The sequence below is a fragment of the Amycolatopsis minnesotensis genome, assembly GCF_039529815.1.
GTDB classification, from domain to species: domain Bacteria; phylum Actinomycetota; class Actinomycetes; order Mycobacteriales; family Pseudonocardiaceae; genus Amycolatopsis; species Amycolatopsis minnesotensis.
In genome coordinates, this window is the sequence record NZ_BAAANN010000065.1 from 1 (window position 1) to 26,778 (window position 26,778).

24 protein-coding genes and 1 pseudogene are annotated in these 26,778 nt (G+C 70.1%); 9 read left to right on the forward strand and 16 right to left on the reverse strand.

Annotated elements, in window-relative coordinates; all coding sequences use genetic code 11:
* Positions 1-224: 224 nt before the first annotated feature.
* Positions 225-683: a PTS sugar transporter subunit IIA gene (locus tag ABD256_RS41895; protein ID WP_344431599.1), complete on the reverse strand. Its 459-nt coding sequence runs from the start codon at positions 681-683 to the stop codon at positions 225-227.
* On the reverse strand, positions 680-946 hold the full coding sequence (locus ABD256_RS41900) for a PTS sugar transporter subunit IIB (protein ID WP_344431642.1): 267 nt from the start codon (positions 944-946) through the stop codon (positions 680-682). Before ABD256_RS41900 ends, ABD256_RS41895 begins: the two co-directional genes overlap by 4 nt.
* A 255-nt stretch (positions 947-1,201) precedes the next feature.
* Between ABD256_RS41900 and ABD256_RS41905 the strand changes: the two genes are divergently transcribed.
* From ABD256_RS41905 to ABD256_RS41925, 5 genes are all read left to right on the forward strand, one after another.
* On the forward strand, positions 1,202-2,011 hold the full coding sequence (locus tag ABD256_RS41905; protein WP_344431601.1) for a GntR family transcriptional regulator: 810 nt from the start codon (positions 1,202-1,204) through the stop codon (positions 2,009-2,011).
* On the forward strand, positions 2,008-3,237 hold the full coding sequence (locus tag ABD256_RS41910; protein ID WP_344431603.1) for a PTS transporter subunit EIIC: 1,230 nt from the start codon (positions 2,008-2,010) through the stop codon (positions 3,235-3,237). The genes ABD256_RS41905 and ABD256_RS41910 overlap by 4 nt, the downstream gene beginning before the upstream one ends.
* Positions 3,238-3,265: 28 nt before the next feature.
* Positions 3,266-3,532: an HPr family phosphocarrier protein gene (locus tag ABD256_RS41915; protein WP_344431605.1), complete on the forward strand. Its 267-nt coding sequence runs from the start codon at positions 3,266-3,268 to the stop codon at positions 3,530-3,532.
* Between the two features lie 63 nt (positions 3,533-3,595).
* A complete protein-coding gene (locus ABD256_RS41920; protein ID WP_344431607.1) occupies positions 3,596-4,408 on the forward strand; it encodes a serine hydrolase domain-containing protein in 813 nt (270 codons plus the stop codon).
* Positions 4,409-4,533: 125 nt separating this feature from the next.
* Positions 4,534-5,937, forward strand: coding sequence for an alpha/beta hydrolase (locus tag ABD256_RS41925; RefSeq protein ID WP_344431609.1), 1,404 nt, complete (start codon positions 4,534-4,536; stop codon positions 5,935-5,937).
* Here the strand turns inward: ABD256_RS41925 and ABD256_RS41930 are convergent.
* From ABD256_RS41930 to ABD256_RS41945, 4 genes are all read right to left on the reverse strand, one after another.
* The gene (locus tag ABD256_RS41930; RefSeq protein ID WP_344431611.1) at positions 5,921-6,871 is read right to left on the reverse strand and encodes a D-2-hydroxyacid dehydrogenase family protein; all 951 of its coding nucleotides are present in this window, start codon (positions 6,869-6,871) and stop codon (positions 5,921-5,923) included. The two genes, ABD256_RS41925 and ABD256_RS41930, sit on opposite strands and share 17 nt — an antisense overlap.
* A gap of 10 nt (positions 6,872-6,881) precedes the next feature.
* Positions 6,882-7,937 (reverse strand): adenosine deaminase, encoded by a 1,056-nt coding sequence (locus ABD256_RS41935; RefSeq protein ID WP_344431613.1) that lies wholly within the window; start codon positions 7,935-7,937, stop codon positions 6,882-6,884.
* Between the two features lie 51 nt (positions 7,938-7,988).
* Positions 7,989-8,549 carry a TetR/AcrR family transcriptional regulator gene (locus ABD256_RS41940; protein ID WP_344431615.1) on the reverse strand — a complete coding sequence of 187 codons (561 nt, stop codon included), beginning with the start codon at positions 8,547-8,549 and terminating at the stop codon, positions 7,989-7,991.
* A gap of 77 nt (positions 8,550-8,626) precedes the next feature.
* Complete coding sequence (locus ABD256_RS41945) at positions 8,627-9,766, reverse strand: endonuclease/exonuclease/phosphatase family protein (protein ID WP_344431643.1); 1,140 nt, start codon at positions 9,764-9,766, stop codon at positions 8,627-8,629.
* Positions 9,767-9,921: 155 nt separating this feature from the next.
* On the opposite strand from ABD256_RS41945, the gene ABD256_RS41950 reads away from it, so the two are divergent.
* Positions 9,922-10,635 (forward strand): GntR family transcriptional regulator, encoded by a 714-nt coding sequence (locus ABD256_RS41950; protein ID WP_344431616.1) that lies wholly within the window; start codon positions 9,922-9,924, stop codon positions 10,633-10,635.
* 57 nt (positions 10,636-10,692) lie between these two features.
* The gene (locus ABD256_RS41955) at positions 10,693-11,850 is read left to right on the forward strand and encodes an NAD(P)/FAD-dependent oxidoreductase (protein ID WP_344431618.1); all 1,158 of its coding nucleotides are present in this window, start codon (positions 10,693-10,695) and stop codon (positions 11,848-11,850) included.
* Positions 11,851-11,894: 44 nt separating this feature from the next.
* On the opposite strand, the gene ABD256_RS41960 is transcribed toward ABD256_RS41955, so the two are convergent.
* The 7 genes from ABD256_RS41960 to ABD256_RS41990 all read right to left on the reverse strand — a co-directional run bounded on the left by ABD256_RS41960 (position 11,895) and on the right by ABD256_RS41990 (position 19,923).
* Positions 11,895-12,749: a shikimate dehydrogenase gene (locus ABD256_RS41960; protein ID WP_344431620.1), complete on the reverse strand. Its 855-nt coding sequence runs from the start codon at positions 12,747-12,749 to the stop codon at positions 11,895-11,897.
* The gene (mltG, locus tag ABD256_RS41965) at positions 12,739-14,337 is read right to left on the reverse strand and encodes an endolytic transglycosylase MltG (RefSeq protein ID WP_344431622.1); all 1,599 of its coding nucleotides are present in this window, start codon (positions 14,335-14,337) and stop codon (positions 12,739-12,741) included. Before mltG ends, ABD256_RS41960 begins: the two co-directional genes overlap by 11 nt.
* Before the next feature lie 449 nt (positions 14,338-14,786).
* Positions 14,787-15,278, reverse strand: a complete 492-nt coding sequence (gene ruvX / locus ABD256_RS41970) for a Holliday junction resolvase RuvX (protein ID WP_344431624.1) — start codon at positions 15,276-15,278, stop codon at positions 14,787-14,789.
* Complete coding sequence (alaS, locus tag ABD256_RS41975; protein ID WP_344431626.1) at positions 15,275-17,935, reverse strand: alanine--tRNA ligase; 2,661 nt, start codon at positions 17,933-17,935, stop codon at positions 15,275-15,277. The genes ruvX and alaS overlap by 4 nt, the downstream gene beginning before the upstream one ends.
* A 91-nt stretch (positions 17,936-18,026) precedes the next feature.
* A complete protein-coding gene (locus ABD256_RS41980; RefSeq protein ID WP_344431628.1) occupies positions 18,027-18,323 on the reverse strand; it encodes a hypothetical protein in 297 nt (98 codons plus the stop codon).
* Entirely contained in the window at positions 18,320-18,715 is a 396-nt protein-coding gene (locus ABD256_RS41985; protein ID WP_344431630.1) for a DUF948 domain-containing protein, read from the reverse strand. The genes ABD256_RS41980 and ABD256_RS41985 overlap by 4 nt, the downstream gene beginning before the upstream one ends.
* 353 nt (positions 18,716-19,068) lie before the next feature.
* The gene (locus tag ABD256_RS41990) at positions 19,069-19,923 is read right to left on the reverse strand and encodes an NAD(P)-dependent oxidoreductase (RefSeq protein ID WP_344431633.1); all 855 of its coding nucleotides are present in this window, start codon (positions 19,921-19,923) and stop codon (positions 19,069-19,071) included.
* Positions 19,924-19,981: 58 nt separating this feature from the next.
* Between ABD256_RS41990 and ABD256_RS41995 the strand changes: the two genes are divergently transcribed.
* Positions 19,982-22,075: a phosphocholine-specific phospholipase C gene (locus tag ABD256_RS41995; RefSeq protein WP_344431635.1), complete on the forward strand. Its 2,094-nt coding sequence runs from the start codon at positions 19,982-19,984 to the stop codon at positions 22,073-22,075.
* A 37-nt stretch (positions 22,076-22,112) separates the two neighbouring features.
* On the opposite strand, the pseudogene ABD256_RS42000 reads toward ABD256_RS41995, so the two are convergent.
* Positions 22,113-23,709 (reverse strand): annotated as a pseudogene (locus ABD256_RS42000) (ABC-F family ATP-binding cassette domain-containing protein).
* Positions 23,710-24,064: 355 nt separating this feature from the next.
* Here ABD256_RS42000 and ABD256_RS42005 point away from each other — a divergent pair.
* The gene (locus tag ABD256_RS42005) at positions 24,065-25,045 is read left to right on the forward strand and encodes a S1 family peptidase (RefSeq protein WP_344431636.1); all 981 of its coding nucleotides are present in this window, start codon (positions 24,065-24,067) and stop codon (positions 25,043-25,045) included.
* 525 nt (positions 25,046-25,570) lie between these two features.
* Here ABD256_RS42005 and ABD256_RS42010 read toward each other — a convergent pair.
* Positions 25,571-25,774, reverse strand: coding sequence for a DUF397 domain-containing protein (locus tag ABD256_RS42010; protein WP_344431638.1), 204 nt, complete (start codon positions 25,772-25,774; stop codon positions 25,571-25,573).
* Positions 25,775-25,799: 25 nt separating this feature from the next.
* The gene (locus tag ABD256_RS42015; RefSeq protein WP_344431640.1) at positions 25,800-26,627 is read right to left on the reverse strand and encodes a helix-turn-helix domain-containing protein; all 828 of its coding nucleotides are present in this window, start codon (positions 26,625-26,627) and stop codon (positions 25,800-25,802) included.
* Between the last annotated feature and the right edge of the window lie 151 nt (positions 26,628-26,778).

The window sequence follows — 26,778 nt, forward strand, 5'->3', positions numbered from 1 at the left end:
CAAAACCTCACCTGCACACCACGCGGCAACCGCGCCCGAACCACCATCACAACCTCCGATCACAACCGGTGTTGCAACGACCCCATGAACCCAAGGCGCCTTCAGGGCACCTCGCTTTTGACCTCTATAGGAGCATCCTTCGGGGCATTGACGGGAAACGCGCGCTGCCCCGCCGACGCGACGGCATCCAGTGCCGTCACGGCTGCGGGGCAGCGAGAAACGGGTCAGTCTTCCCAGACGAAGATCGCGTCGCCGGGTGCGACGTCGGCGCCGGTGAGCAGCGCCGAGAGCGCGTCCGGGTTCGCGTCCAGCGCGACGACGGGGACGATCGGCGAGTAGCCCGCCTTCGCGACCTCCGACGGGTCCCATTCGACGAGCGGCTGTCCGGCGCGCACCTCCTCGCCTTTCACCACGTGCAAAGTGAAGCCTTCGCCCTTCTGCTTCACGGTGTCGATGCCGAGGTGCACGAGCACGCCGCGGCCGTCCTCGCCCTGCACCACGAAAGCGTGCGGGTGCAGGGTGACCACGGTGCCGTCGACCGGGGCCACCGCGGTCTGCCTGCCCTCGCCGGAGGGCTGTACGGCGAGACCGGGCCCGACCATCGCCTGGGCGAACACCGGGTCCGGCACCTCGCTCATCGGCACGGTCTTGCCCGCGACCGGGCTCTGCACCGCCAAAGTCACAGCAGGTCCTCGATATCGCTGGCGATGGTGTCGGCCTCGGGCCCGACGATCACCTGCACGACCGAGCCGACCTTGACCACGCCCATCGCACCGGCGCCCTTGAGCGCGGGCTCGTCCACAACGGACCCGTCCTTGAGCTCGCAGCGCAGGCGCGTGATGCACCCCTCGATCTCGATCACGTTGTCAGCGCCACCGAGCGCCGCGAGAATCTTTTCCGGCCTGTCGTCCGCCATCGCGGCCTCCTGACTGTCGTTTGCTGTCATTGTCCCGTCGGGACTGTCCGTGACCCGATCCGCACTCGCGGTTCCGGTCACCTTGGTCAACCCGCGCCAGCAGTACTACGCCGATCGCCGGTACGTGTGCCACCTCAAGCCACGAAGTCATAACGGCCGTTGACACCCGATCGGCTCCCGGAGCATCCTGCCCCATCAGAAATGGTCTAGACCGGAACGTACCAATGGTAGCCGAGTGATGCCAGTACGGGGCCAGCCCGACGACGAAGTGGAGGCGACGAGCCGATGAGTGCCGCGGCGCAGACCTCCGCAGGCGGGTTCGACCGGGTCACCGACGGGCCGACCCCGAAGCACGCCCAGCTCAGGGAAATCCTGCGCAGAGCGGTCGAGCGGGACCTGCCGCCGGGGTCGCCGATCCCATCGGAACGGGAGCTCGCCGAGCGCTACCACGTTTCGCGGCTGACCGTGCGCTCGGCGATCGGCAAGCTCGTCGAGGAGGGTTTGCTCGCGCGCGTGCGCGGCAAGGGCACGTTCACCGCGAACCGCCGGATGGACCTGCAGCTGTACCTGATGTCGTTCACCGACGACATGCGCAGCCGCGGGAAGGTCCCGACCACCGAACTGCTCGACACGGGCACGGCGATCCCGCCCGCGCCCGCCGCGAGCGCGCTCGGGCTCGGCGACCGGCAGGCCGCGTACCGGCTGCACCGGCTGCGGCGGGCGGACGGGGTGCCTCTCGCCGTCGAACGCGGCTGGTACCACCCGGGCAGGCTGCCCGGCCTGATCGAACTCGACCTCACGAGATCGCTCTACGGGCTGCTCGCCGAGAAGTACGACATCCAGCTCGACTACGCCTGGCAAACCGTCTGGGCGGAGTCGGCCGACCGGGAAACGGCGCGGCTGCTCGGCATCCGCGCCGGTGGGCCGCTGCTGGCGTTCCGCAGGGTTTCCAGCTGCCAGGGGGAACCCGTCGAAGACATGACTTCCTGGTACCGGGGAGATCACTACCAGGTGACAACGCAGTTGGACCGGAACAACCCGGATTCCGGTCGTAAAGCCAATCACACGAAAGCCAATGATGGAGGTACCCGATGAGCGCCACCACCGCCGAGGGGGCGAAGGGTAAGGGCAGGGGGCTGGCCGGGCTCCAACGCTTCGGCCGCAGCCTGATGCTGCCGATCGCCGCGCTGCCCGCGGCAGGCCTGCTGGGCAGGCTCGGCGCCGACGACGTGCTCGGCAAGGACGGCGCGGACTGGGGCAAGTTCGCCGAAGTCCTCGCCGCGGCCGGCAACGGCCTGTTCAACTGGCTGCCGCTGCTGTTCGCGGTCGGCATCGCGGTCGGTTTCGCCCGCAAGGGCGACGGTTCGACCGGCGTCGCCGCCGTGGTCGGCTTCGTCGTGTTCAACAGCGTCGTCCAGGTGTTCGCTCCGATCAACAAGATGGAGGGCTTCAAGGAAGGCTGGTACCTGCAGCCGATCAAGTGGCCCTACAGCGTGCTGGCCGGTGTCGTGGTCGGTCTCGTGACCGCGGTGCTGTGGCAGAAGTACCACCGCATCAAGCTGCCGCCGTTCCTCGCCTTCTTCGGCGGACGCCGGTTCGTCCCGATCATCAACTCGCTCGCCCTGATCGTCCTCGGCGTGATCTTCGGTCTGCTGTTCAAGTACGTCGACGCGGGCCTGCACAACGTCGGCGAGGCGGTCACCGGCAGCCCGATCGTCGGCGGCGGGATCTACGGCTTCCTCAACCGGCTGCTCATCCCGATCGGCCTGCACCAGCTGATCAACGTGCCGGTGTGGTTCATCTTCGACGGCGGCGACCTGACCAACTTCGCCCACGGCGTACCGGGCAGCGGCGCGTTCATGACCGGGTTCTTCCCGATCTTCATGTTCGCCCTGCCCGCCGCGGCGCTGGCGATCTGGCAGACCGCGCACCCGTCGCAGAAGAAGGTCGTCGGCAGCGTGATGGTCGCGGCCGCGTTCACCGCGTTCCTCACCGGTGTCACCGAGCCGATCGAGTTCGCGTTCATGTTCGTCGCGTGGCCGCTGTACCTGATCCACGCGGTGCTGACCGGTATCTCGCTGGCGCTGGTCAACTGGCTTGGCATCCACCTCGGGTTCAACTTCTCCGGCGGTGCGATCGACTTCGCGCTCTACGCCGGCTCGCCGGCGGCGACCAAGGTGTGGCTGCTCATCCCGATCGGCCTCGCCTACGCGGTGATCTACTACGTGCTGTTCCGGTTCGTGATCACGAAGTGGAACCTGAAGACGCCGGGCCGCGAGGAGCAGATCGAGGCCGATCTCGAGGCGACGGCCGCCAAGTAGCACCAGAAGTACGTTCGAAAGGAAAGAAATGCCCGAGAAGCGAGTCACGGTGGCGAGCAAAGTCGGCCTGCACGCGAGGCCTGCCGCGCTGGTCGCCAAGGCGGCAGCCGCGCAGCCGGTCGCGGTCAAGATCGCCAAGGATGGCCGTGACCCGGTCGCCGCAGGCAGTGTGCTGAACCTGATGACACTCGCCGCCGGTCACGGCGACGAGGTCGTCATCACCGCCGAGGGTGAGGGCGCTCAGGAAGCCGTCGACGCGATCGCCGAGCTGGTGGCGAGCGATCTCGACGCCTGAGAAGCACTGAAACGGGGGTGGTCCGCGTGCTCGCGGACCACCCCCGTTTCGTACGCTGAGGTCATGGACAGCGTGCGGATGATCGAGGACTGGCCGGTGGACAATGCCGCGACGGTCGTGGTGCGGGCCGGCGGGGAAACCGTCGCGGTCCACGGTGACCAGGTACGGGAGTATCCGCTGGCATCGGTGACGAAGCTGCTCACCGCCTACGCCGCGCTCATCGCGATCGAAGAGGGCGTCGTCGAGCTGGACACCCCCGCGGGCCCCGAGGGGTCGACCGTGCGGCACCTGCTCTCCCACACCTCCGGGCTCGCCTTCGACGAGCACCGCGCGATGGCCGAGCCGGGCACCAGGCGGCTGTACTCCAACGCCGGTTTCGAACAGCTCGCCGACGCGCTCACCGAGCATTCCGGGATCCCCTTCGCCGACTACCAGGCCGAGGGGCTCTTCACCCCGCTCGGCATGAAGGCCACGAAACTCACCGGATCCCCCGCGTCGGGCGCGGTTTCGACGGCCGCCGATCTCGCCCTGTTCGCGGCCGAACTGCAGCGGCCCGCGCTGCTCGATCCGCGCACCGTCGCCGAGGCGACCTCGGTGGTCTTCCCAGGGCTCAACGGCGTGCTGCCCGGTTTCGGTCACCAGAAGCCGAACGACTGGGGGCTCGGCTTCGAGATCAAGGACCACAAGAGTCCACATTGGACGGGTTCGCGGAGCGCGCAGGGCACGTTCGGCCACTTCGGACAGTCCGGCACCTTCCTCTGGGTCGACCCGGCGGCCGGCGCGGCGTGCGTCGCGCTGACCGATCGCGCGTTCGGTCCGTGGGCGGCCGAGGTCTGGCCTGCCTACACCGACGCGGTGCTCGGCGAGCTGGCGTGAGGCTTCGGGTTTTCGCGAGCCTGCTCGCGTTGCTACTGCTCGCTTCCTGCACGTCGAACTCGGCCCCTTCCCCTTCCCCCTCCCCTTCTCCTGCCCCGGCCGGCCAAGCCGCCGCCGCGCCCCCGATGGGCACGAACGGCGCGGCCGTCCCGGCGCTGAACTGGTCGCCGTGCCGGGGAAAGTTCCAGTGCGCCCGCGCCGACGTCCCGGTCAGTTACCGCGAACCCGCTGGGGCCAAGCTGGCGCTGTCGGTGATCAAGCTCCCCGCGAGCGATCCCGCGCACCGCATCGGGTCGCTGTTCTTCAACTTCGGCGGGCCGGGCACCGGCGGGGTCAGCGAGCTGACCCGGTTCGCCGACCGCTACCCCGACGAGCTGCGCGCGCGGTTCGACCTGGTGAGCTTCGACCCGCGCGGGATCGGCGGCAGCACGGCGATCAGCTGTCCCGGCGCCGACCAGCTCCCCGGCCGCGGCTCCCCGTTGCGACCGGACCAGCGCGACGCCTTCTACGCCGCGAGCGCGGCCGCCGGCAAGGCGTGCGCGGCGGGTTCGCCCGCGCTGCTGCCCCACCTGTCCTCGGCCAACGTCGCGCGCGACATGGAACTGCTGCGGCAGTCCGTCGGCGACAAGGCGTTGAACCTCTACGGCTACTCCTACGGCACCTACCTCGGTGCGACGTACGCGAACCTGTTCCCCGGCACCGTCCGCGCGATCACCATGGACGGCACGCTCGATCTCGTCGCCAACGCGACCGGCGCGCCGGGGCAGCAGGACGAGCCGGTGGACGTGCGCGCCGACGTGGCGCGCGGTCAGCAGCAGGAACTCGACGCGTTCTTCGACGCCTGTGTCAAGGCGGGCCCGAAGTGCGCGTTCTCCGCCGGTGATCCCCGCCAGAAGTTCGCGGACATCTTCGCCAGGCTCAGCCAGGGCCCGGTCGGCGGCGTGACGCTGCCGTCGCTGCTGGAAACAATCAACAGGGCGCAGTACCAGAGCGCGCGCTGGACCAAGCTCGCCCAGACGCTCACCGCGCTCGCCCCGGCGTCACAGGGCGCCGCCGCCGCTCATCCGCCGGTGCTCGATCCTTACGTGGCAACGCATTCACCGGGTTTCCTCGCCGTCCAGTGCGTCGACAGCGACAACCCCGCCGATCCCGCAGCCTACGACCGAGTCGCGGCGAGCGAGGCCAAGCGGCAGCCGTACTTCGGCACGTCGGCGGTGTTCAACATGGCGCAGTGCATCGGCTGGCCTGCCCGCGACCAGGACCGCTACCCCGGGCCGTGGAACCGGCCGAGGAAGAACCCGATCCTGATCGTGAACAGCAGGCACGACCCGGCGACGCCGCTGCACGACGCGCAGGCCACCGCGCGCCAGCTCGGCGACGGCCGCGTGCTCGTCGTCGACGGGTACGGGCACACCACGCTCGACGTGCACAGCGCGTGCGCGTCGGCCGCGCTGACGCGCTACTTCGTCGACCTCACCGCACCGGCAGAGGGCGCGGTATGCGCACCGGACTTCACGCCGTTCCCGTGAGCACCCGCACCGGCGCGCCCTTCTGGTACGCGGCGATGTCCTCCACGGCGTCGCCGTAGAAGATCTCGTAGACCTCGCGCGTGACGTAGCCGATGTGCGGGGTGAGCACGGTTCGCGGCGCTGTCCGAAGTGGATGGTCCGCGGGCAGCGGCTCGGTCTCGTAGACGTCCAGCGCGGCCTTCGCAATCTGCCTGCGGTGCAACGCTTCCAGCAACGCGCTGGCGTCGACGATCGGGCCGCGCGAAGTGTTGACGAGGATCGCAGAGTCCTTCATGAGCGCGAATTCCTCCGCGCCGACGAGGCCGCGCGAGCGCTCGCTCAGCACCAGGTGCACCGACAGCACGTCCGCGCGGCGGAACAGGTCCTCTTTGGACACCGCGGTGACGTCGTGCTCGGCGGCCTTCTCCGGCGTCAGGTTCTGGCTCCACGCGATCGTCTCCATGCCGAACGCCTGCCCGATCCTGGCCACGCGCGAACCGAGCCTGCCGAGCCCGAGCAGCGCGAGCGTCTTGCCGTGCAGGCCGGTGCCGATGGTGCTCTGCCAGCCGCCGCCGGGCAGCGCGCGCAGCTCGGTCTCCAGGTTCCGGAACGCGGCGAGGATCAGCGCCCAGGTGTGTTCCGCGGTCGGCTCCGGGATGTACCCGGTTGCCGACACCACGATGCCGAGCCTCGTCGCCGCGGCCACGTCGATCGCCGCGTTGCGCTTGCCCGTGGTGACCAGGAGCTTCAGCTCGGTCAGCCGCTCCAGCACCTCGGCGGGGAACCGCGTGCGCTCCCGCATCGCGACCACTGCCTCGAAGCCGGCGAGCCGCTTCACCACCTCGTCCGCGTCGGCGAACGGCTCGGTGAACACCTCGATCTCGGCGCCGAGGGAGTCCCAGTCGGCGAAGCCGAGCGCGACGTTCTGGTAGTCGTCGAGAATCGCGATCTTCATATCGGTCACGCTAGCCGGTGGTCTCGCAAGCGGCGAAACCACTTGAGCGGCTCGCGGGCTCGACCGCCTCCGCGTACCCGTCGATGTCGGCCAGGTGCGCGGCGACGCGTGCCGGATCGTCGAACGACGCGCGGAAGCTGTTGCGTGCGAGGTCGGCCAGCGTGGCGCGATCGAGCCCGAGGTGGGTGTGCACCGCCTCGTAGTTGTCGTTGACGTAGCCACCGAAGTACGGTGGATCGTCGGAGTTGACGGTGACCAGCAGGCCCGCTTCGACCATGGCGCGCAGCGGGTGCGCCGCCATCGACGGCACCACGCGCAACGCGACGTTCGACAATGGACAGACGGTCAGCGGGATCTCCTCGTCGCGCAGCCTGGCCACCAGTTCCGGGTCGTCGATCGCGGCGACACCGTGGTCGATGCGGTCGGGTTCGCACACGTCCAGCGCCTCGCGCACGTAGTCGGCGGGGCCGTCCTCGCCCGCGTGGATCGTGGTGCGGTAGCCGCGGGCGCGAGCGGCCGCGAAGTAGCCGGCGAACTTGACCGGTGGATTGCCGCGCTCGGCCGCGCCCAGCCCGATGCCGATGATCCGCTCGCGCCACGGCTGGATCAGATCCAGCACTTCCAGCGCGGCGGCCTGCGATCGGTGCCGCTGGCTGGTGACGATCAGCGCGCCGTCGATACCGAGGTCGGCTCGGGCGTCGGCGATCGCGGCCAGCACGGTGTCCAGCTGGCAGGCGATCGGCACGCCCGCGTCCAGGAAGGTCTGCACGCCGAGGAACATCTCGGCGCGCCGGACCCCGTCGGCGGCGGCGCGGGTCAGGTAGGCGTGCGCGAGGTCGTAGAAGTCCTGGCCCGCGCGCAGGACCGAGGCCGACCGGAACAACAACGGCAGGAAGTGCTCCAGGCCGGTGAACGTGTAGGCGGCACGTGCCTGATCGACGTCCGGCCAGGGCAGGGCCACCTCGTTGCGGGCAGCGAGCGCGAACAGCAGTTCGGGTTCGAGCGTCCCCTCCAGGTGGACGTGCAACTCCGCTTTGGGCAGCGTCGCGATGAACGCGTCTGGCATGGGCACCGCTCCCGCAAAAAATGAACTGAACGATTCACTTCTTGCCGCACCCTACCCGAGCAACCTGCCGATGGCGAGGGCGTGCGCCGCGTCGATCCGGGAGCGCGACTCACCGCAGATGAGCTGCATCTGCAGCCCGCGCCACAACGCGACCACCGCGACCGCGGTGGCCTCCGGAGCCGCGACCTCCGGCGCCGCCCGCAGCGCTCCGGCGACCGTCGCGGTCCACCGGTCGCGGACCTGTTCCAGGAACCGGGCGTACTGGTCGGGCAGGTCGACAGCCATCCCGAAGCGCGCGAAGAACAGCCGAAGATGCGGCAGTCGCTCGGGATCGGCGACGTGGCGCCACGCGGCCACCAGCCGGTCCGCAGCGCTGCCCGGCCCGCTCAGCAGTTCCGCGAGCCGATCGAGCAGGACCGTGCCGCCGAGGATGTCGTCGATGGCCGCGCCGAGCAGTTCGTCCAGCGAGCCGAAGTGGTACAGCAGCATCCGATTGTTGGAGCCGATCCCCCTGGCCAGCTCGCTCAAGGACAGGCCGAGCACGCCGCGCGTGAGGATCAGCTCACGCGTCAAAGCCAGTAGGCGTGCCCGCTCACCAGGACCACTCGCCACCGCCCGATCGTAACGGCGGCCGGGCCGGCCTGCCGGTCCGGCAGGCAGCGTGGGGATCGAACTCGCCGTTCGCAGCCCTAGGGCACGAAAACGTCCTCCCGCACCAGGTGGTGGTCGGAGGCGTCGTTCAGCCGGGCGAGGTCGGAGCCGGGCAGTGGCCAGAAGACCTCGCCCCACCACGGGATCAACCCCCGCGAGGGCAGCACATAGTCGGTGCGCAGGTTGCCGGGTGCCTTGTCGGCGAAGTCACCGGTGTCGAAGAACGGGTCGGTCCGGTGTCCCGCGTTCGCGCCACCCTGCTGACGGCTCGCCACCACACCACCCGCGCTGCCGGGATGCGGGTCGAGCACCCTCGGCGAAAGGCGGAGCTGGTCGATCGCGCCGGGCACGCTGTCGCCGTCGATCGGGTCGGAGTTGTTGTCCCCCGCCACCACGAACCGTTCGGTGGCGGGCAGCCCACCCCGCTTTCCCGCGTCGTCGTAGATGTAGCCGCCCCTGCCGGGGGTCACGTAGTCGGCCATGAACCGGATCTCGTCGTGGTTCCGGGTGCCGTTGCGGTCCTCGGGTCCGTCGAAGCTCGGCGGTGTGGGGTGCGAGACGAGGAAGTGCACGGTGCCCTTCCCGACCCGGATCGGCAGGTCCCAGTGCGACTTCGAGGACAGCCGCAGCAGCGTCAGCTCGGGGGCCGAGTACCAGTCACGGGGTGCCGGTGTCGCCGGGTCGTCCGGCAGCATCGCGCCGGGCATGTCCTGCCACCGGAAGTGCTGGAAGGTCCGGGCACCGGCGATGTCGATCGGGTACTTCGACAGCACCAGCATGCCGTACTGGCCCTCGAATTCGCCGAAGCCCTGCGCGTCGTTGCCACCGCCGACCACGCCGTTGCGGTCGAGGTCGTAGCCGGTCGGGACGCCGGTGTTCGACGGCGCGGTGTAGGCGTACGGGAAGTCGATGGGACGCGCGCCGTGCTGCCCGCGCTGGAGGTAGTTCGCGCGGAACGCGTTCGCCGCCGCGTTGCCCGGCACGTAGTCGAACTCGTTGACCAGCAGGACGTCCGGCCGGTTGCGCTGGATCACCTCGGCGGCCTCGCGCGCCTGCGCGTTGTCCGGTGTGGACAGATCGGCGAGCAGTTCCCCGGCGTGCGCGCGGTTGAGCGACGCGTTGAACGTGGCGAACCGGACGTTCGTGCCGAAGGAGGCCGCACCCGCTTCGACGGGCATCACGGTCAGGAGCAGTGCCGCCACGGACAGCAGCGAAAACAGGGCCTTGCGCACGGTGCCACCTCCCAGATCGGCCACACCTTATGCGATCCGGGTGAACGCCGGGCGGGGATCGGCACTTGACCGATTAAAACATTCAATTGTACGGTCCAATGATGGACCTGCCTCGCTACGAGCAGATCAAGCAGGAGTTCGAGGAGAAGATCCGCACCGGATCGCTCGCTCCCGGCGCCCGGCTGCCGACCGAGACCGAGCTGCGCGGCCAGTACGGGGTCAGCAGGGCCACGGCCCAGCGCGTGCTCAACGACCTGGCGAACGCGGGCCTGGTCATCCGGCGGCGACGGCACGGCACCTTCGTCGCGGACGTCACGCCGACGCTCAACCTGCTCAACTTCGCGGTACCGGAGGCGGCGCAGAAGGGCGTGCCGGGCAGGCACGAGGTCATCTCGGCGAAGATCGTCAGAGCCGCTGACGCGGTGCTGAGCCTGCCCGGCGCTTCGGCCGACACCGCGGTGGTCGAACTGGTCCGCCTCAAGCTCGACGCGCACGAGCGGCCCCGTTCGCTGGAGCGCCACGTCATTCTCTTCTCGGTCGCCCCCGACCTGCTGGAAGAGAACCTCGAAGATTTCGTCAGCATGCGCTATCTCCGCGGCAAAGGCGCGCCGATCGAGGTGATCCGGGTCTACCTCGACCCGGTGAGTCTCGACGAACACGACGCCGCGCTGTTGGAAAGCCCGGCCGGCGCGCCGTCGCTTTCGCGGCGAAGGGAGTCCCGGTCCGGTGACGGCAACGCCATCGAGGTGGTGGAAACCGTCATTCGCCCCGGTTCCGCGCGATTCTTCGTCGAGTTTCCCTTTTCCGCCGTCTGACCGCACCTCTTGCCACCGCAACCGGGGATTGCTTTGCCCTGCCCCGAAAGGAGAGTCATGAAGGTCATCGTCGTCGGCGCTGGAATTCTCGGCGCGAGCGTCGCCCGGTCGCTCGCCGCGACGGGTGCGGACGTGCAGTTGCTGGACCGGTGGGGGCCTGGCACCGGCGCTACCGCGACCACCTTCTCATGGGTCAACTCGAACCGGAAAATCCAACCCGGGTACTTCCGGCTGAACGTCGCGGGAATGGCGGAGCACGCGAAACTCGCCGAAGAGCTGAACGGTCCCCGGTCGTACTTCCGCAGCGGCAGCGTGCACTGCGCGGACGCCAGGAACGAACCGTGGCTCGTTGACAACGTCGAACTGTTGCGGGCACGGGATTATCCGGCCCGCTGGGTCGGCCGTGCCGAAGCGGCGCGGATCGCGGGCGAGATCCGGATCCCCGATTCGACGACCGCCATCGCGCACTTCCCCGGCGAAGGGTACGTGCTCCCGGATCGTCTGCTGCGGAACCTCCTCGACGACGCTCGGCGACGCGGGGCCGAGATTTCGACGGGCGAGGTCGTGGCCGTCGACGAAACTCCGGGCGGTTCCGCCGTCACCCTCGCCACCGGGGAGGTCCGCGCGGCGGATCGGATCGTGCTGGCGACGGGGCGCTGGACCGACGAGTTGGCCGCGCGCTCCGGCCTCGACATCCCCATGATGACCGAGATCGAGCAGGGCTCCCCGATCATCGGGCTGCTCGGGTACGCGACCGTGCCGGAAGCCGGCCTGCGGTGCGTCGTCCACACGCCCTCCCTCAACTTACGCCCTGCGGCACACGGGAAAACCGTCGTGCAGGCGCTCGACCTCAATGCCGAAGTCGACCCCGCGCGGCCACCGTCGACGGACGGGGAGATCGGCCGGGCCATCGCCCGGCGGTTCGCCGATCTCCTGCCCGCGCCTCCGCCGGAAATCGAGCTGCGCGTCGCGATCCGGTCGATGCCGGCCGACGGCTACACCATTGCGGGCTTCACCTCGGCGCACTCCCGGGTCTACGCACTGGTCACGCACAGCGGAATCACCCTCGCACCGTTGCTGGGCCGCCTCGCCGCTGCGGAAATCACCGACGACGAGACCTCGGACCTGCTCCGGACCTTCCGCCCCACCCGGTTCGCCGGACTGCCGCGATCGGAACTCGTCGTGAACCGGCCCACGAGGCTCGGCGAGCAGTGACACCGCCGCTCCGGCCCGAAGGGGCCCCTTGAGGGCATGGAGGGTCAGTCGAGTGGGAGCGGGAGGATGTCGCCGGTCGCGGCGCGGAGTGCGGTTCGCATCGCCTCGCGCGGCGCGGGCAGGCCGGTGAACTGCTCGGCTTGCCCGAAAGCCTGGTGCAGCAACATGTCCAGGCCGGTCGCCAGCCTGCCGCCGCGCGCGGCGACCGCTTCGGCGAACGGGGTCGGCCACGGGTGGTAGATCACGTCGAGCACGCATTTCGCGGCGGAGAGCCGGTCGAGGCAGGGCACCACCGCGTCCGACGGCACCGTGCTCACCACCACCGCCGCACCATCGACCTCGGCCCCGAAGTCCACTTCGGACCATCGGCGCACCGACACCGACAGCCCGGCCCGCTCGGCCGCACGCGTCGTCTCGGCCGCACGGGACGGGTCCCGCACCACCAGGCGCACTTCACCGATGCCCAGTTCGGCGAGCCCGGCCACCGCGGCCGCCGCCGTCCCGCCCGCGCCGAGCACCAGCCCGGTTCGCCCGTCACCCGGCCGGTAGCCGCCCGCGGCGCGCAGCGCGCCGACCACACCGTCCACATCGGTGCTGTCCGCACGCCAGCCCGATTCCGTGCGCACCAACGTGTTCGCGGCGCCGACCGCGTCCGCGCGCGGGGTCACCTCGGCGGCGAACTCCAGCGCGGCGCGCTTGCCAGGCATGGTCACCGAGAAACCGGTCCATTCCGGACCGGCGCCGCCGACGAAACCGGGCAGCCCCTCGGCGTCCATCTCGATCCGGTCGTACCGCCAGCCGCCCAGACCCAGCGCGGCGAACGCGGCCTCGTGCAGCACCGGGGAAAGCGAGTGCGCCACCGGCTTTCCGAGCACGGCCGCCCTGACCTCAGTAGGCACCGCGGGCCTGCGCCTCGGCCACGTTCTTGTCGTGCTCGGCGTTCGTCACGGCGAAGCACGACATCCCGTTCTTGTCGCACTTGACGAAGAAGATCCACTCCCCGTTGGCCGGTTTCTGCGCGGCCGCGATGGCCTCCTTGCTCGGCGCCGAGATCGGGGTCGGTGGCAGGCCGGTGTTCAGGTAGGTGTTGTAGGGGCCCGGGCGGCTGCGGTCGTAACTGGTGGTCCGGACCACCGGCCGGTCCAGCATGTAGTTGACGGTCGAGTCCAGCTCCAGCTTCATGTTCTTCGCGAGCCGGTTGTAGATCACGCGCGAGACCTTCTCGAAGTCCTTCTTGATCCCCTCCCGCTCGATCAGGGAGGCGACGACCAGCGTCTGGTACGGCGTCATGGCGGCCTGCTTCGGCCCGTCGGGGAGCCCGGCGTTCTGCATCCGGTCCGCCGACTCCTTGAACACCGCGCCGAGCAGTTCGCTGGCGTTCCAGCCCGGCTTCACGTCGTAGACGCCCGGCGCGATGAGCCCTTCGATCCGGCGCTTCTTGTCCGTTTTCGCGACCGCGTCGGCGGCCCACTTCGGCACGCCGAGCGCGACGAGATCGCCGTCCTCGGCGGTCTTGCGCAGCTCCTCCACCGGCACGCAGGTGCTCGCCCCGTCCAGGTTCGCGCACGACGCCTTCGCCAGCTGCGCGTACACCCCGTCGGTGGTGGTCTGATCCGGCTGCTTGATGTCGTCGAGCTGGGTGCCCGCGCGAAGCTGGAGCACGCCGACCCGCGCCGTGGGCTGAACGAGCTTGGTGACCGCGCTCGCCCCGGACATCTGCTTCTTGAGCTGGTAGTAGCCCGGCTGCACGCTGCGGACCCTGCTGTCGTCCTCGGCGGCCTTCACGAACGCCTTGGGACTCGCCACGACACCCGATTCGGTCAGCCGCGTCCCGATCGCGTTGGTCGAGTCACCACCCATGACCTGCACCAGCACGTCGGACGTGCCGTCGCCCTCGAAGTCCTCGTACCCGAAGACCTTGTCGATGCCGAACCAGGCGCCGCCCGCGAGCAGCGCGATGACCGCGATCGCGGCGACCCAGCCGAACGCCCTGCGCTTCTTCTCGCGTCGGCCGCGCCGCGGCGGGCGCTCGTCGTCGATGTACTCCGGCTCCGCTCGACCGTCCTCATCGGACTCTTCGTCCGCGTCGTAGTAGTCCTCTTCGGACTCATCGTACTCGCCGTACTCGCCGTACTCGCCGTACTCGGTGAGGAAGCCGTCGCCCTCTTCGTCGTCGTAGAACGAGTCGTCGAGTTCGATGACCTCGGTCGGGCGCTCGTCCGGCGGCGGGCCGACCGGACGCCGACGGCGCGGCGGCGGTGCCGCGGGAGGGGGCGCCGCTGCCTCGGGAGGCGGCTCCGCGACGCGATGGCGTGGCTCTCGCCCGGCGCGCTCCGGCGGCGGCACAGCGCGATCGGCCCGCACCGGCCGGTCCCTCGGCGCGGGGCGCTCCTGCGCCACCGGCTGATCGGGCGAGGGGCGGTCCTGGGGCGCGAGGCGCTCCGGGGGCACGCCGCGGTCCGACGGGCCGGGACGGTCCTGCGACACGGGCCGCTTCCGCGGAGCGGGCCGATCCTGGGGAACCGGCCGATCCTGCGGCACAGGCCGGTTCCGAGGTGCGGGGCGCTCCTGCGCGGCGGGCACGTCCTGGGGCGCGGGCCGATCCTGGGGCGCGGGGCGCGGGGCACGCCTTGCCGGTGGGGCCGGGGGAGGTTCCGCTGCCGGCGGCGTCTCGCGGACGCGTCGCTGCGGCTGCCGGTCTTCCGCCCGCCGCCGGGGCTGGCGGTCTTCCGGACGCGTCCTCGGCGGCCGGTCTTCGGCACGGGCCGGTGGCTGGCGGTCTTCGGTGCGCCGGGACGGCTGACGGTCCTCGACCCGCCTGCGCGGGATGGGCCGCTCGGGCGCCGCCTGGCGGGGTGGCGGAGGTGACTGCGGAGGCGGGGGCTCGCGGCGGCGCCGTTTGCCGCCGCCCGACCGGGTGCCGTCGAAGGGGTCGGTCACGACTGCCCCTCCCTGGTCCGGTGTGCCGCACGCCCGTCCAGCCAGGCCTGCAGGATCTCGACGGCGGCCGCCTGGTCGACCACGGCGCGCTGTTTGCGGCCTTTCACACCGCGCTGGGACAGCATCCGGGCCGCGGTGACCGTGGTCAAGCGCTCGTCGGCGAGACGCACCGGGCACGGCGCGATCCGCCCGGCGAGTTGACCCGCGTACGCGACGGCAGCCTGCGCGGCCGGGCCGTGCCGGTCCGCGAGGGTTCGGGGCAGGCCCACGATCACCTCGACCACCTCGTGCTCGGACACGAGACGGGATAGCTGGTCGAGGTCGCTGTCGTTCCGCTCATCACGGGAGAGGGTAACGAGCGGGGAGGCGAGCATCGGGGCCGGATCGCTCACCGCGACACCGACCCGGACAGACCCGACATCAACGGCGAGCCGACGACCGGCCCCGGGATCGCCGATCCCGGGCCGGTCCGGTCTTGGCGCGGTCACGTAGCCGCTAGCGCGTCACGCAGCGCGACGATCGCCTGCTCCACTCCGGCGGGCTCGGTACCGCCGCCCTGCGCCATGTCGGGCTTGCCACCGCCACGGCCGCCGACAACGGCGGCGAACGACGGCACGAGCTTGCCCGCCGCGAGCCCCTTGTCCCGTGCCGCGGCCGTGGTCGCGACGACGAAGCTCACCTTGTCGCCCGCGGGGGCGAACAGCGCCACGACGCCCGGCCGCGCGCCGAGCCTGCCGCGGATCTCCGTGGCGAGCGCGCGCACCCCGTTGGCGTCGACGCCCTCACCGAGCTTCTCGGCGACCAGCGCGATCCCGTTGACGTCCTGTGCCTTCTCGGCGAGCGAGCCCGCGGACCCGAGGACCTGCTGGGTGCGGAGCTGCTCGATCTCCTTCTCCGCGGTGCGGAGCCTGCCGAGCACGTCGTTGATCCGGCCGGGCAGCTCGTCGGTCGGCACCTTGAACGTGCTGGCGAGCTGCGAGACGAGGAGCTGCTCCTTGCGGACGTGGCGCAGCGCGTCGGTGCCGACGAGCGCCTCCACGCGGTGCACACCGGACCCGATCGAGGAGTCGGCGACCAGCTTGACGAGCCCGAGCTGGCCGATGCGCCGCACGTGCGTGCCACCGCACAGCTCGCGCGAGTAGTCGCCCATGTCGACCACGCGGACGTCGTTGCCGTACTTCTCGCCGAACAGCGCGACCGCGCCGAGTTCGAGCGCCTTGTCCTTGGTGGTGACGTAGCTGGTGACCTCCACGTCGGTCTGGAGGTAGTCGTTGACCTCCTCCTCGACCGAGGTCAGGATGTCGGCCGAGACCGCGCCGCCGGTGGTGAAGTCGAACCGCATGCGGCCGGGCGAGTTCAGCGAACCGGCCTGCGCGGCGCGCTTGCCGTAGGCGCCGCGGACCGCCGCGTGCACCAGGTGCGTCGCGGAGTGCGACCGCTCGATGGCCATGCGGCGGTGCTGGTCGACGGACCCGGTCAGCTCGGTGTCGATCCCGACCTCGCCCTCGGTCACCTCGACGCGGTGCACGAACAGGCCGGGCACGATCTTCTGCACGTCGTGCACCTTCAGCTCGACGCCGGAGCCGAGCAGCACGCCGGTGTCGGCGACCTGGCCACCGCTTTCGGCGTAGAACGGGGTGCGGTCGAGGACCAGCTCGACCTTCTCGCCCTGCTTCGCGCTGCGCACCGGCACGCCGCCGGAGAGCAGGCCGACGACCTTCGCGGTGGCCTGCAGGTCGGTGTACCCGAGGAACTGGGTCTCACCGCCCTGTTCGAGCAGCTGGCGGTACACCGACAGGTCGCCGTGGCCGCTCTTGCGGGACGCCGCGTCGGCCTTGGCGCGCTGGCGCTGCTCCTCCATGAGCGTGCGGAAGCCGTCCTCGTCGACCGAAAGCCCTTGCTCGGACGCCATTTCCAGGGTCAGGTCGATCGGGAAGCCGTAGGTGTCGTGCAACTGGAAGGCCTTGTCGCCGGCGAGGATGCCGCCGCCCGCCTTCTTCGTCTCCTCGGCCGCGAGGTCGAAGATCCGCGAGCCGCTGGTCAACGTCGAGAGGAAGGCCTCTTCCTCGATGCGCACGATGTCCTCGATGCGGTCGAACCCGCTGACCAGCTCGGGGTAGGACGGGCCCATCGCGTCGCGCACGACCTTCGCGAACTCCGGCAGCACCGGCTCGTGCACGCCGAGCAGCCGCATCGACCGGACGATCCGGCGCAGCAGGCGGCGCAGCACGTAGCCGCGGCCGTCGTTGCCGGGGGTGACACCGTCGCCGATCAGCATCACGCCGGAGCGCGCGTGATCGGCGACCACGCGGAAGCGCACGTCGTCGACGTGGTTCGAGCCGTAGCGGTGGCCGGAGAACTCCTCGGCGCGGGCGATCACCGGGCGCACGAGATCGGTCTCGTAGACGTTCTCGACGCCCTGGAGCAGGTAGGCGACGCGCTCGATGCCCATGCCGGTGTCGATGTTCTTCGTCGGCAGCTCACCGAGGACCGGCCCGCCCTTCTTCGGGCTCACCTCGCCCCGGATCTCCTGCATGAACACCAGGTTCCAGATCTCGAGGTAGCGGTCCTCGTCGACGACGGGGCCACCCTCGCGGCCGTACTCGGGGCCGCGGTCGTAGTAGATCTCCGAGCACGGGCCGCCGGGGCCGGGCACGCCCATGTCCCAGTAGTTGTCGTCGGCGCCGCGGTACTGGATGCGCTCCGTCGGCAACCCGGTGATCTTGCGCCACAGGCCCGCGGACTCGCTGTCGTCCTCGTAGACGGTCGCCCACAGGCGGGCGGGGTCGAGGCCGAAGCCGCCGTCGGAGGTGGAGCTGGTGATCAGCTCCCACGCCCGCTCGATGGCGCCTTCCTTGAAGTAGTCGCCGAACGAGAAGTTGCCCGCCATCTGGAAGAAGGTGTTGTGCCGCGTGGTCTTGCCGACCTCGTCGATGTCACCGGTGCGCACGCACTTCTGGATGCTGGTGGCGCGCGGGTACGGCGGCGGCACCTCACCGAGGAAGTACGGCTTGAACTGGACCATGCCCGCGTTGACGAACAGCAGGTTCGGGTCGTCGAGGATGAGCGAGGCGCTGGGCACCCTGGTATGGCCCTGGCCCTCGAAGAACTTCAGGAAGCGGTCGTTGATCTCGTGTGTTTCCACGGTCTTTCCTTGCGCTGATGGGCGGTCGTTGCCCGCGATCGGGGGACGCGAAACGGCGAAGGGCCGAAGGCGCGCCGGGGTGTCCGGACGCTCAGCCCTCCGCCCGGCGAGCTCGACGGGGCCTCGGCGCGGCGTGCCGTCCGTCGGCACGCGGCGCCGGCATCCCGGTGCGGTCCTCCACCATGTCGTGCAGCTCCTGCTCGCGTTCGCTCATACCCGCGCGGACCTCGGCGCCGAACGAGCCGACCGCACCGGCCAGCTCGCGCACCGCGTCTCCCAGGTTCGAGGCTAACCCCGCCGGAGTCGCCTGACGAGCCGTTTCGGTCGCCTTGCGGGACAGTGCGACGCCCGCGACGACGCCGACTCCGAGCCAGAACACCCGCTTCATCGCTTCTTGCTCCCCTTGCCGCGCGGGGCCTTGCCCGCCTTCTTCGCGCGGCGCGCCTTGATCGCCTTGCTGATCCCGTAGGACAGCGCGGCGGTCTTCACCAGCGGCCCGCCGAGCGTCGCGGTGAACACCGACGACAGCGCGGAGACGTTGCCCGATACCGCGGCCGCGTTCGAGGTGATCCCGTCGACCCGCTCGAGCTGCGTGTTGACGTGGGTCAGCGTGTCGTTGGCCCCGATCAGCAGCGGATCGGTGCCCTCGTGCGCCTTCCGGATGGCGATCGTCGCCTCGTCGAGCGTGCGGCCCAGCTTGATCAACGGGATCGCCAGCAGTATCACCAGCAGCACGAACGCGCCTGCGGCGATCAACGCGGCGATCTGCCCAGCCGACACGGGCCCTCCTCGACATATCCGGTCACGATTGCGGGTCAGGCTACCGCGCGCCGCCCCGTCCGGCCGTCCGGCCCCGCCCATCCGGTCACGGAGCGCAGCCACCGTTCGCGGCCGCCGCGCCCCGGCCTCCGTGACGGACGGGTCGATCTCGGTGCGGGGTGGCGGAGGTGCGGGTCCGCCGGAGGTTCGCCGCGTGGTCCCCGAAGGCTCCCTTCGGGGCATCAGCGCGGGAGTGAAGAAGGCGCGCCTGCGGAGAAGGCTTGCGAGGGCCGCATTCGCGGCGCGGGAACATCCTTGACCCCACCACCGACCCCACCACCCGATCTCCAGAGGGGCATCCTCCGTGGCATGGGTCAGCCCTTCGCGACGGCGCGGTACAGGGCGGCCATGTCTTCGTCGCCGTGGCCCGCGTCGACGACGGCCTTCAGGTGCGCCATCGCGGCGGCGGCCCCACCGAGGTCGGCGCGGTCGCCCGCCGCCTCCAGCACCAGCCGGAGGTCCTTGAGCGCGTTGCTCGCGGTGAAGCTCGCCGGGTACTCCCCCGCACGCATCGCCTTGCCCTTGACGTGGGCGTACCCGGCGTCGAGCGGGCCGCCGGAGATGGCGTCGAAGAAGTGGTCCGCGTCGACGTCGAGCGCCTCGGCGAGCGCGACGGCCTCCGCGGTGGCGTTGGTCAGCGCGATGACCCACGAGTTCGCGACGAGCTTGAGCCTGCTCGCGGCACCGGGCTCGGTACCGACCCAGATCGTGCGCACGCCGACGGCGTCGAACACCGATGCGCACTTCTCGCGCAGGTCCTCGGCGCCCGCCGCGAGCACGATGAGCTTGCCCTGCTCCGCGGGCTGTTTCGTGCCGAGCACGGGGGCGTCGACGAACGGGACCGCCCCGGCGAGAGCGGCCAACTCGGCCGTCCACTGCAGACCGACCGTGCTCATCTGGAGCCACACCGCGTGCTCGGGGACTGCGCCCTTCGCTTCGTCGTAGGCGGCACGCACGGCCTCGCCGTCGGCCAGCATCGTCACCACGAAATCGGCGTCGCGGACCACATCCGTGACCGATTCACCGACTTCGACACCGTGTTCGCGAAGGGGTTCCGCCTTGGCCGTGGTCCGGTTCCAGGCGCGGACCGCGAGCCCGGCCTTCGCCAGGTTCGCCGCCATCGGGCGTCCCATGATCCCGGTGCCCAGCACCGCCACCGTGACAGTCATCAGATCTTTTCTCCCTGGCTTCTTGTGTCGTTCATGTTCTCCGGCGAAGGTTTTCGCCATGCCTGAACTGTCTCGCCGCCACCTGCTCGGCGTCTCCGGCGCCGCACTCGCCGGGTCCCTGCTCCCTCCCTCCGTACACGCCGCGATGGCCGCGCCGGTGCGGCGCGGCGGTCTCGACGCCGTCGAGCACGTGATCGTGCTGATGCAGGAGAACCGGTCGTTCGACCACTACTTCGGCAGCCTGCGCGGCGTGCGCGGCTTCGCCGACGCGCACCCGCTCGAACTGCCCGACGGGCACCCGGTGTTCTCCCAGCCCGACCCCGCCGGTGGCCGTGTCGGACCGTTCTCGCTGCGCAAGGAGGCCGCGCGCGAGGGCCGCGCGGCCTCGGACATCCAGTACCTCGGCGATCTCGACCACAGCTGGGCAGGCACCGGGAAGGCGTGGGGCCGCGGCTGGAACAACGGCTGGATAGGCGCGAAGAGCGCGGCGACCATGACGTACTACGACCGCGCCGACATCGCGCTGCAGTACGAACTGGCCGACACCTTCACCCTGTGCGACGCCTACCACTGCTCCATCTTCGGCTCCACGAACCCGAACCGCACGTTCTTGTGGAGCGGCAAGGTCGGCTACGAGCCGGGCAGCACGAAAAGAGCCGTGACGAACGCGGCCTATGACTACGGCCACGCCGGATACGACTGGACCACCTACCCCGAACGGCTCGAAGCGGCGCGCGTGCCGTGGCAGATCTACCAGGAGTGGGACAACTTCACCGACAACGCGGTGGAGTACTTCGTCCCGTTCAAGAGGATCGGCAGGAAGATCCTGTCCGGTGTGGACGGTGGGTACCGCACAACCGAGGAGTTCTACACCGCGGTGCTCGAGGCCCCTGCCGGGAACCGCACGGCGATGCTCGCGCAGTTCGACGCCGGGGTGGCGAAGCTGACGGCCGCCGAGCAGAGCCTGTTCAAGCGGGCGATGTTCCGCAGCGAGCCCGAAACGCTCGTCGCACGGCTGCGCGCGGACATCAAGGCGCGCACGCTGCCGAAGGTGAGCTGGCTCGTTCCGTCCGCTGTGGACTCCGAGCACCCCGGTGCGTCCACCCCGGCCGGCAGCGCGAACCTGATCTACGACGTGCTCGACGCGATCGCCTCGGACCACGAAACCTGGTCGAAGACCGTGCTGCTGATCAACTTCGACGAGAACGACGGCTACTTCGACCACGTGCCGCCGCCGGTGCCGTCAGTGTCTCCCGTGACCGCGCCGAACGACGACGACCACTTCGACGGCCAGCCGATCGGGCTCGGCCCGCGCGTGCCGATGACCGTGGTGTCGCCGTGGACGGTCGGCGGGTTCGTCGATTCGACGGTGTACGACCACACCTCGGTGCTGCGGCTGCTGGAGAAGTGGACCGGCGTGCGCGAACCGAACATCAGCGCGTGGCGGCGCACCGTGGCCGGTGACCTGACCGGCGCGTTCGACTTCTCACGCGCGTCCCGCCCGCCGAAGCCCGCGCACCCCGGCCCGGTCCCGGCGCCGATCAGCCGGTGGCACCCGAAGGCGCCGTCCGAAGTGGAGCGTCCGGAAACCGAGCCCGGTGACCGCCCCGCCCGCGCACTTCCCTACCAGGCGTCGGTTTCCGGCTCGGTGGACTCCGCCGGACGGCTCGCGCTGACGCTGGCGAACGAAGGCCGCGCGGCGGCGCATTTCGCGCTCTACCCGTACCGCGGCGAGTTCGGCGAGCCCGCGCACCGGGACGTGACCGGCACGGCGACCGAGCTGGTGCCGCTGTCCGGCGACGCCTACCGGGTGGTGGTGCAGGGCCCGAACCGCGGCTGGTGGGAACTGGCGGGCAGCCGCTCCGGTCCCGGTGCCGGGGTGGACGTCCGGACGCGGTTCCCCCGCTTCCGTTCGGGTGTCGAGTTCACCTTGGCGAACTCGGGCCGCGCCGCGGTGACCGTCCGGCTGACGGCAACGCGATTCGCCCGCACCACCCGGGTCGTGCGGGTGCCCGCGGGACGGTCGGCGCAGGTGGCGTGGCCCAGCTCGCGCGGCTGGTATGACGTGAAGATCACCGTGGACGGCGACGCCGCGTTCCTGCGCACCCTGACCGGACGGGTCGAGGACGGCCGCCCCGGCGTCTGCGGCTGACACCGTGGCGGCCCGGACGGATCCGGGCCGCCACTCGTCAGAGCCGCAGTTGCGGCCAGGCCCTGATATCGCGCAGTAGCTGCCGGTCGTGGCTCGCGATCACCACCGTCGCCGCGGTGCCGCCGAGCGCCTCGGTGAGTTCGTCGACGAGTGCGGGCGAGAGGTGGTTGGTCGGCTCGTCGAGCAGCACCGCGTGCGGCCGGGACGCGAGCAGTACCGCGAGGTCGAGCCGCCGTTGCTGCCCGATCGAAAGCTCCGCGACCGGGCGGCCGGTGTCGCGCGCCCGCAGCAGGCCGAGTTCGCTCAGCGACACGTGCGAACCCGCTGCCGCGGGCCGCCGCGTAGACATCGGCGGCCCGCCGACGCGACGGAGCGGGTGATTCCTGTGCCAGCAAACCGATCCGCGCGCCGTTGCGGTGCGACACCGCGCCAGAGCTCGGTTCCAGCCGCCGAGCGAGCACGCCGAGCAGGCTCGACTTCCCGGAACCGTTCGCGCCGGTGATGACCAGGCGGTCACCCGAGCGCAGGACGACCGAACACGGGCTGTCGAGCCTCCCGTCGAGCGTGACCTCTTCGGCGCGCAGCAACGTCGCGCCTGCTTTGACAGGCAGTGTCGGCAGGCTCATCCGCAGCGGCGGCCGCGGAACGTCGACGCTGTGTTCGGCCAGCGCGTCCTGGCGGCGGTGGACCGCGCGGACCAGCGCGGGCGCGCGGGTCGCCCTGGTGTGCTTGCCGGTCCCCTTTTCCGGACGCCAGCCGCTGGAAAGCCGGTTCTGCGCCGCGGAAAGGTCGTCGGCGAGCTGCTGGTGCCGACGCCGCTGCTCCTGGTACGCCGCCTCCCACCGCTCGCGCTCGGCGAGCCTGCCCTCGCGGTAACCCGCGTAACCGCCGCCGTAGGTGCGCGGCCTGCCGTCGCTGGTCGGGTCGAGGTCGAGCACCGCGGTGACGACATCGGCGAGCAAGGCGCGGTCGTGGCTCACCAGCACCACGCCGCCCGGGTGCTCGCGCAGCCGGTCGGTGAGGTAGGTGAGCCCGTCCGCGTCGAGGTGGTTGGTCGGCTCGTCGAGCAGGAGCAGGTCGTGCCGCGCGCCGAGCAGGCACGCCAAGCGCACCCGGTAGCGCTGCCCGACCGACAGGGTGGCCAGCCGCCTGCTCCGGTCGTCGACGGCGCCGAGCGCGGCGAGTGAGACTTCGACCCTGCGATCGGCATCCCACGCGTCGACGGCCTCGGCCGCCGCGAGCGCGTCGGCGAAAGCCTCTTCGGCGCCCGGCGCCGCCTCGGTCAACGCTTCGGTGGCGCGCTCGAAGTCGGCCAGGACCTCCCTGATGGTCGCGAGTTCGACGTCGATGAGGTCGCCGACGGTGCGTTCGTCGTCGACGGGCATCTCCTGTTCGGCGAACCCGAGCGTGCCGACCCGGTGCACCGAGCCCGCATCGGGATTCAGGCGTGCGGCGAGCAGCTTGAGCAAGGTCGTCTTGCCACGGCCGTTCTCGCCCACGACGCCGAGCCGGACCCCGGCGGAGACGGTGATGTCGACGCCGGTGAACACGGCCCGTTCGCCGAGTGCGACGTGCAGATCGGTGGCGTTGAGCTGCGCATGAGAGCGCGCGGATAGGACTGGTGCGGTGGACATGGTTCCTCCGAACGCGGACCGGCGAGGGCCCACGGAAAGTGCGATTGGGTGCGGATGACGACGGCCGCGGCCGCACCGGCGGGAAGCGCCGGGGCCGCGGGGGTCCGCGATCAGAGGAAGAAGTAATGCACGAGAGGACAATAACAGTGGCGCGCGTACGCGCCAACGTCTTTTAGGCCACACGGCCTACTTGCGCGCACATTACGACGTTAGTCGGTTTCCCACCGGTCGCGGAGTCGGCAAGATGTTGCCTGACAGGTTGTTCACGGACCGTATCGAACCGGAGTCCGTCTGTGCTCCTGGACTGGTATCGGCCCGGTCTGCCGTGCAATTTTCCCGACCCAGGAGGAAAAGCATGCGACTGACACGTTCCAGGATCGGCGTACTCGGTGTCGCTTCGCTCGGCGCGCTGGCACTCGGCGCGACCGTCCTGCCCGCGGCCACCGCCGCGCTGGAACCGGCCGCGGTGTTGAGCAGCCTGGGCTCCGCGACCGGCGGCCAGTACATCGACGACGCGGGCAACACCGTGGTGACGGTGCTGGACAACGCCGACGCGGCCGCGGTCCGGTCGTCCGGTGTGACGACGAAGGTGGTGCGGCACAGTCTCGACCAGCTCACCGGGGCGAAGCAGCGCCTCGACGCCGCCGGTGCGGTGCCGAACGCGGGCTGGGGCCTGGACATCGCGAACAACCAGGTGGTCGTGGACGTCTACGACGCCACCCCCGCCGCGCAGCGCAGCCAGTTGCTCGAAAGCGTGAAGCAGTACGGCGACATGGTGCGCGTCGAACACCACGCGGGCGCGATGTCGTTGTTCATCAAGGGCGGCGACGAGATCACGAACGGCCGCGGGTACTGCTCCAACGGGTTCAACGTCGAAAAGGACGGCAAGAAGCTGATCCTGTCCGCCGGGCACTGCGAGGTACTCGGTGGCGGCGGCCCGTGGAACGGCGGCAAGACCGTCGGCTACAAGTTCCCCGACGAGGACAACCTGTTGGCGGAGAACGCTTCCGGGCAGGGGCAGAGCGTGATCAACGACGGCACCAAGATCACCCAGTTCGCCGACGCCACGGTCGGCGAGTCGATGAAGCGGGCCGGGCGCACCTCCGGCGTGACCTCGGGCAAGGTCACCAAGGTCGACTACACCTTCTCGGCCGAGGGGTACACGGTCTACCACGAGTTCTGCACGACCGCGCACTCGGCGGGCGGCGACTCCGGTGGCCCGGCGTACGACGGTGGCAAGGGCCTCGGCACGCTCTCCGGTGGCGACAGCTCGACCTCGTGCTTCTTCCCGGCGACGCTGTCGGTGAAGCGGTACGGCGTGACGCTGCCGAAGTAAGCTCTCTTTTTGGGTGCCGCTCTTTGGGTGCCGCTCTTTGTGCCGCTGCGGGGAGTGTTCCTCGCAGCGGCACCTTTTCATGCCCTGGCTCGGCGTCTTTCACGGCGGCCCGAGTCCCTGAAGGGCACCTTGAGGGAATCTAACGCCGCGAACTCGCCCCTCACAGGCAGCCCTATCGCCAAGCGCATGCTGTGAAGGGGCCCCTGAGGGAATCTGATGCCGTAAAGGGCACCTTCAGGGCAACGTGGCAGGAAGAGCCGAGCCGAGCCGGAGCGGAGCGGGCGGAGCGGGCGGAGCGAAGCAGGGCGGGCGATCGGGGCGCGGCGATCGAAGCGCGGCGGACGACTGGGGCCGGGCGATCCGGCGGAGCGGGTGATCGGGGCGGAGCAGCGCGACCCCGCCGATTCCCTGAAGGGCGCCTTGAGGGAATCTAACGCCGCGAACTCGCCCCTCACCGGCAGCCCCATCGCCAAGCTCAAGCCCTGAAGGGCACCTTTGGGGCATCTGGTGCCGTAAAGGGCACCTTCAGGGCATGCGGGATCCGCCTGCGGAGGCGGTGAAGGCCGACCAGGCTTGGCGATCGAGGGTCAGGAGGCCGCCGCGAGGGGCCTTCGAGTCCCGCACGGCGATGGCGGCGGAGCCAGCGAAGGCGACCTCGACACATGCCCCGTTCGAGCCGGAGCCACTGCTGTAGCTGCTCTTCCGCCACCGCGCACAAGCCAGGTCCACGTGGCTCGCCTCTCCCGATCTCGACTCACATATCGGCGATCATCCGCTCGATCAGCGCGATCGTCTCAGGCCCGGTCAGCGCTAAATCAGCCAGATGGTCGAACACCAGCTTAGCAGCGTGAACTTCCTCGCTCTGCTGAATCTCTAGCGAGCCGAAGCCGTACTCCACATACGCAAGGTCGGGCTCGCTGTCATCCGGGAAGCTCACCACCATGAAGTTGCTGGACAAGCCATCGTGTGAACCGACCCGGATGGGCAAGACCTGGATAGTTACGTTCGCCAGGGCGGTCCACTCCAGCAGATATTCCAACTGCGCTCGACCACATGGCTCACGGCGGAGTGCTGACTCATCGATGATCGCATGCAAGGTGAGCAATGGTTCGGCCGTGAGGCGCTGCTGCCGCCTCAGCCGAACCTTCACTTCAGATTCGAGCCGCTTACCGCGAAACGGCACACGAGCCGCCGCGTACGTGGCTCGAATGTATCGCTCCTCCTGAAGGATTCCCGGTACATAGCCCAGTTCGTAGGTTCGTACGATCGAGGCTTCAGCCTCCACCGGCACGAAACCTCGATCATCCAGGCCGAAGGCGTGCCACCATCCTCTCTCCTTAGCCCGGTCGTACATCCGCACGTAGTGGTCGTAGTCGTTGGTGATCACGCCGTAGCGGTCGAGCAGGGCCATGAAGTCGTTGTACGAGGGGTACTGGCCGTTCTCGATACGTGAGAGTTTCGGCTTGGAGATGCGGATCGGTTCCCCGGCGTCCTCCAGGCTCATCCCGGCGGCCTCGCGCAGGCGCTTCAACGTTCGCCCCAGCGCACGCCGCCGGTAGGTGGACCCAACCCGCTCACCCACGTGCCCTCACCCCTCGCCACGACATGATCACGAATCGTAAGTCGCAACGTCCTAAGAGCGTGTCTCATTTGGTGAGTTTCTTGTAGCAGGTAAGCGTGGCGGCGAGGGTGAGGAAGGCGCAAAAGTGGTTGGCGTAGCGGTCATAGCGGAT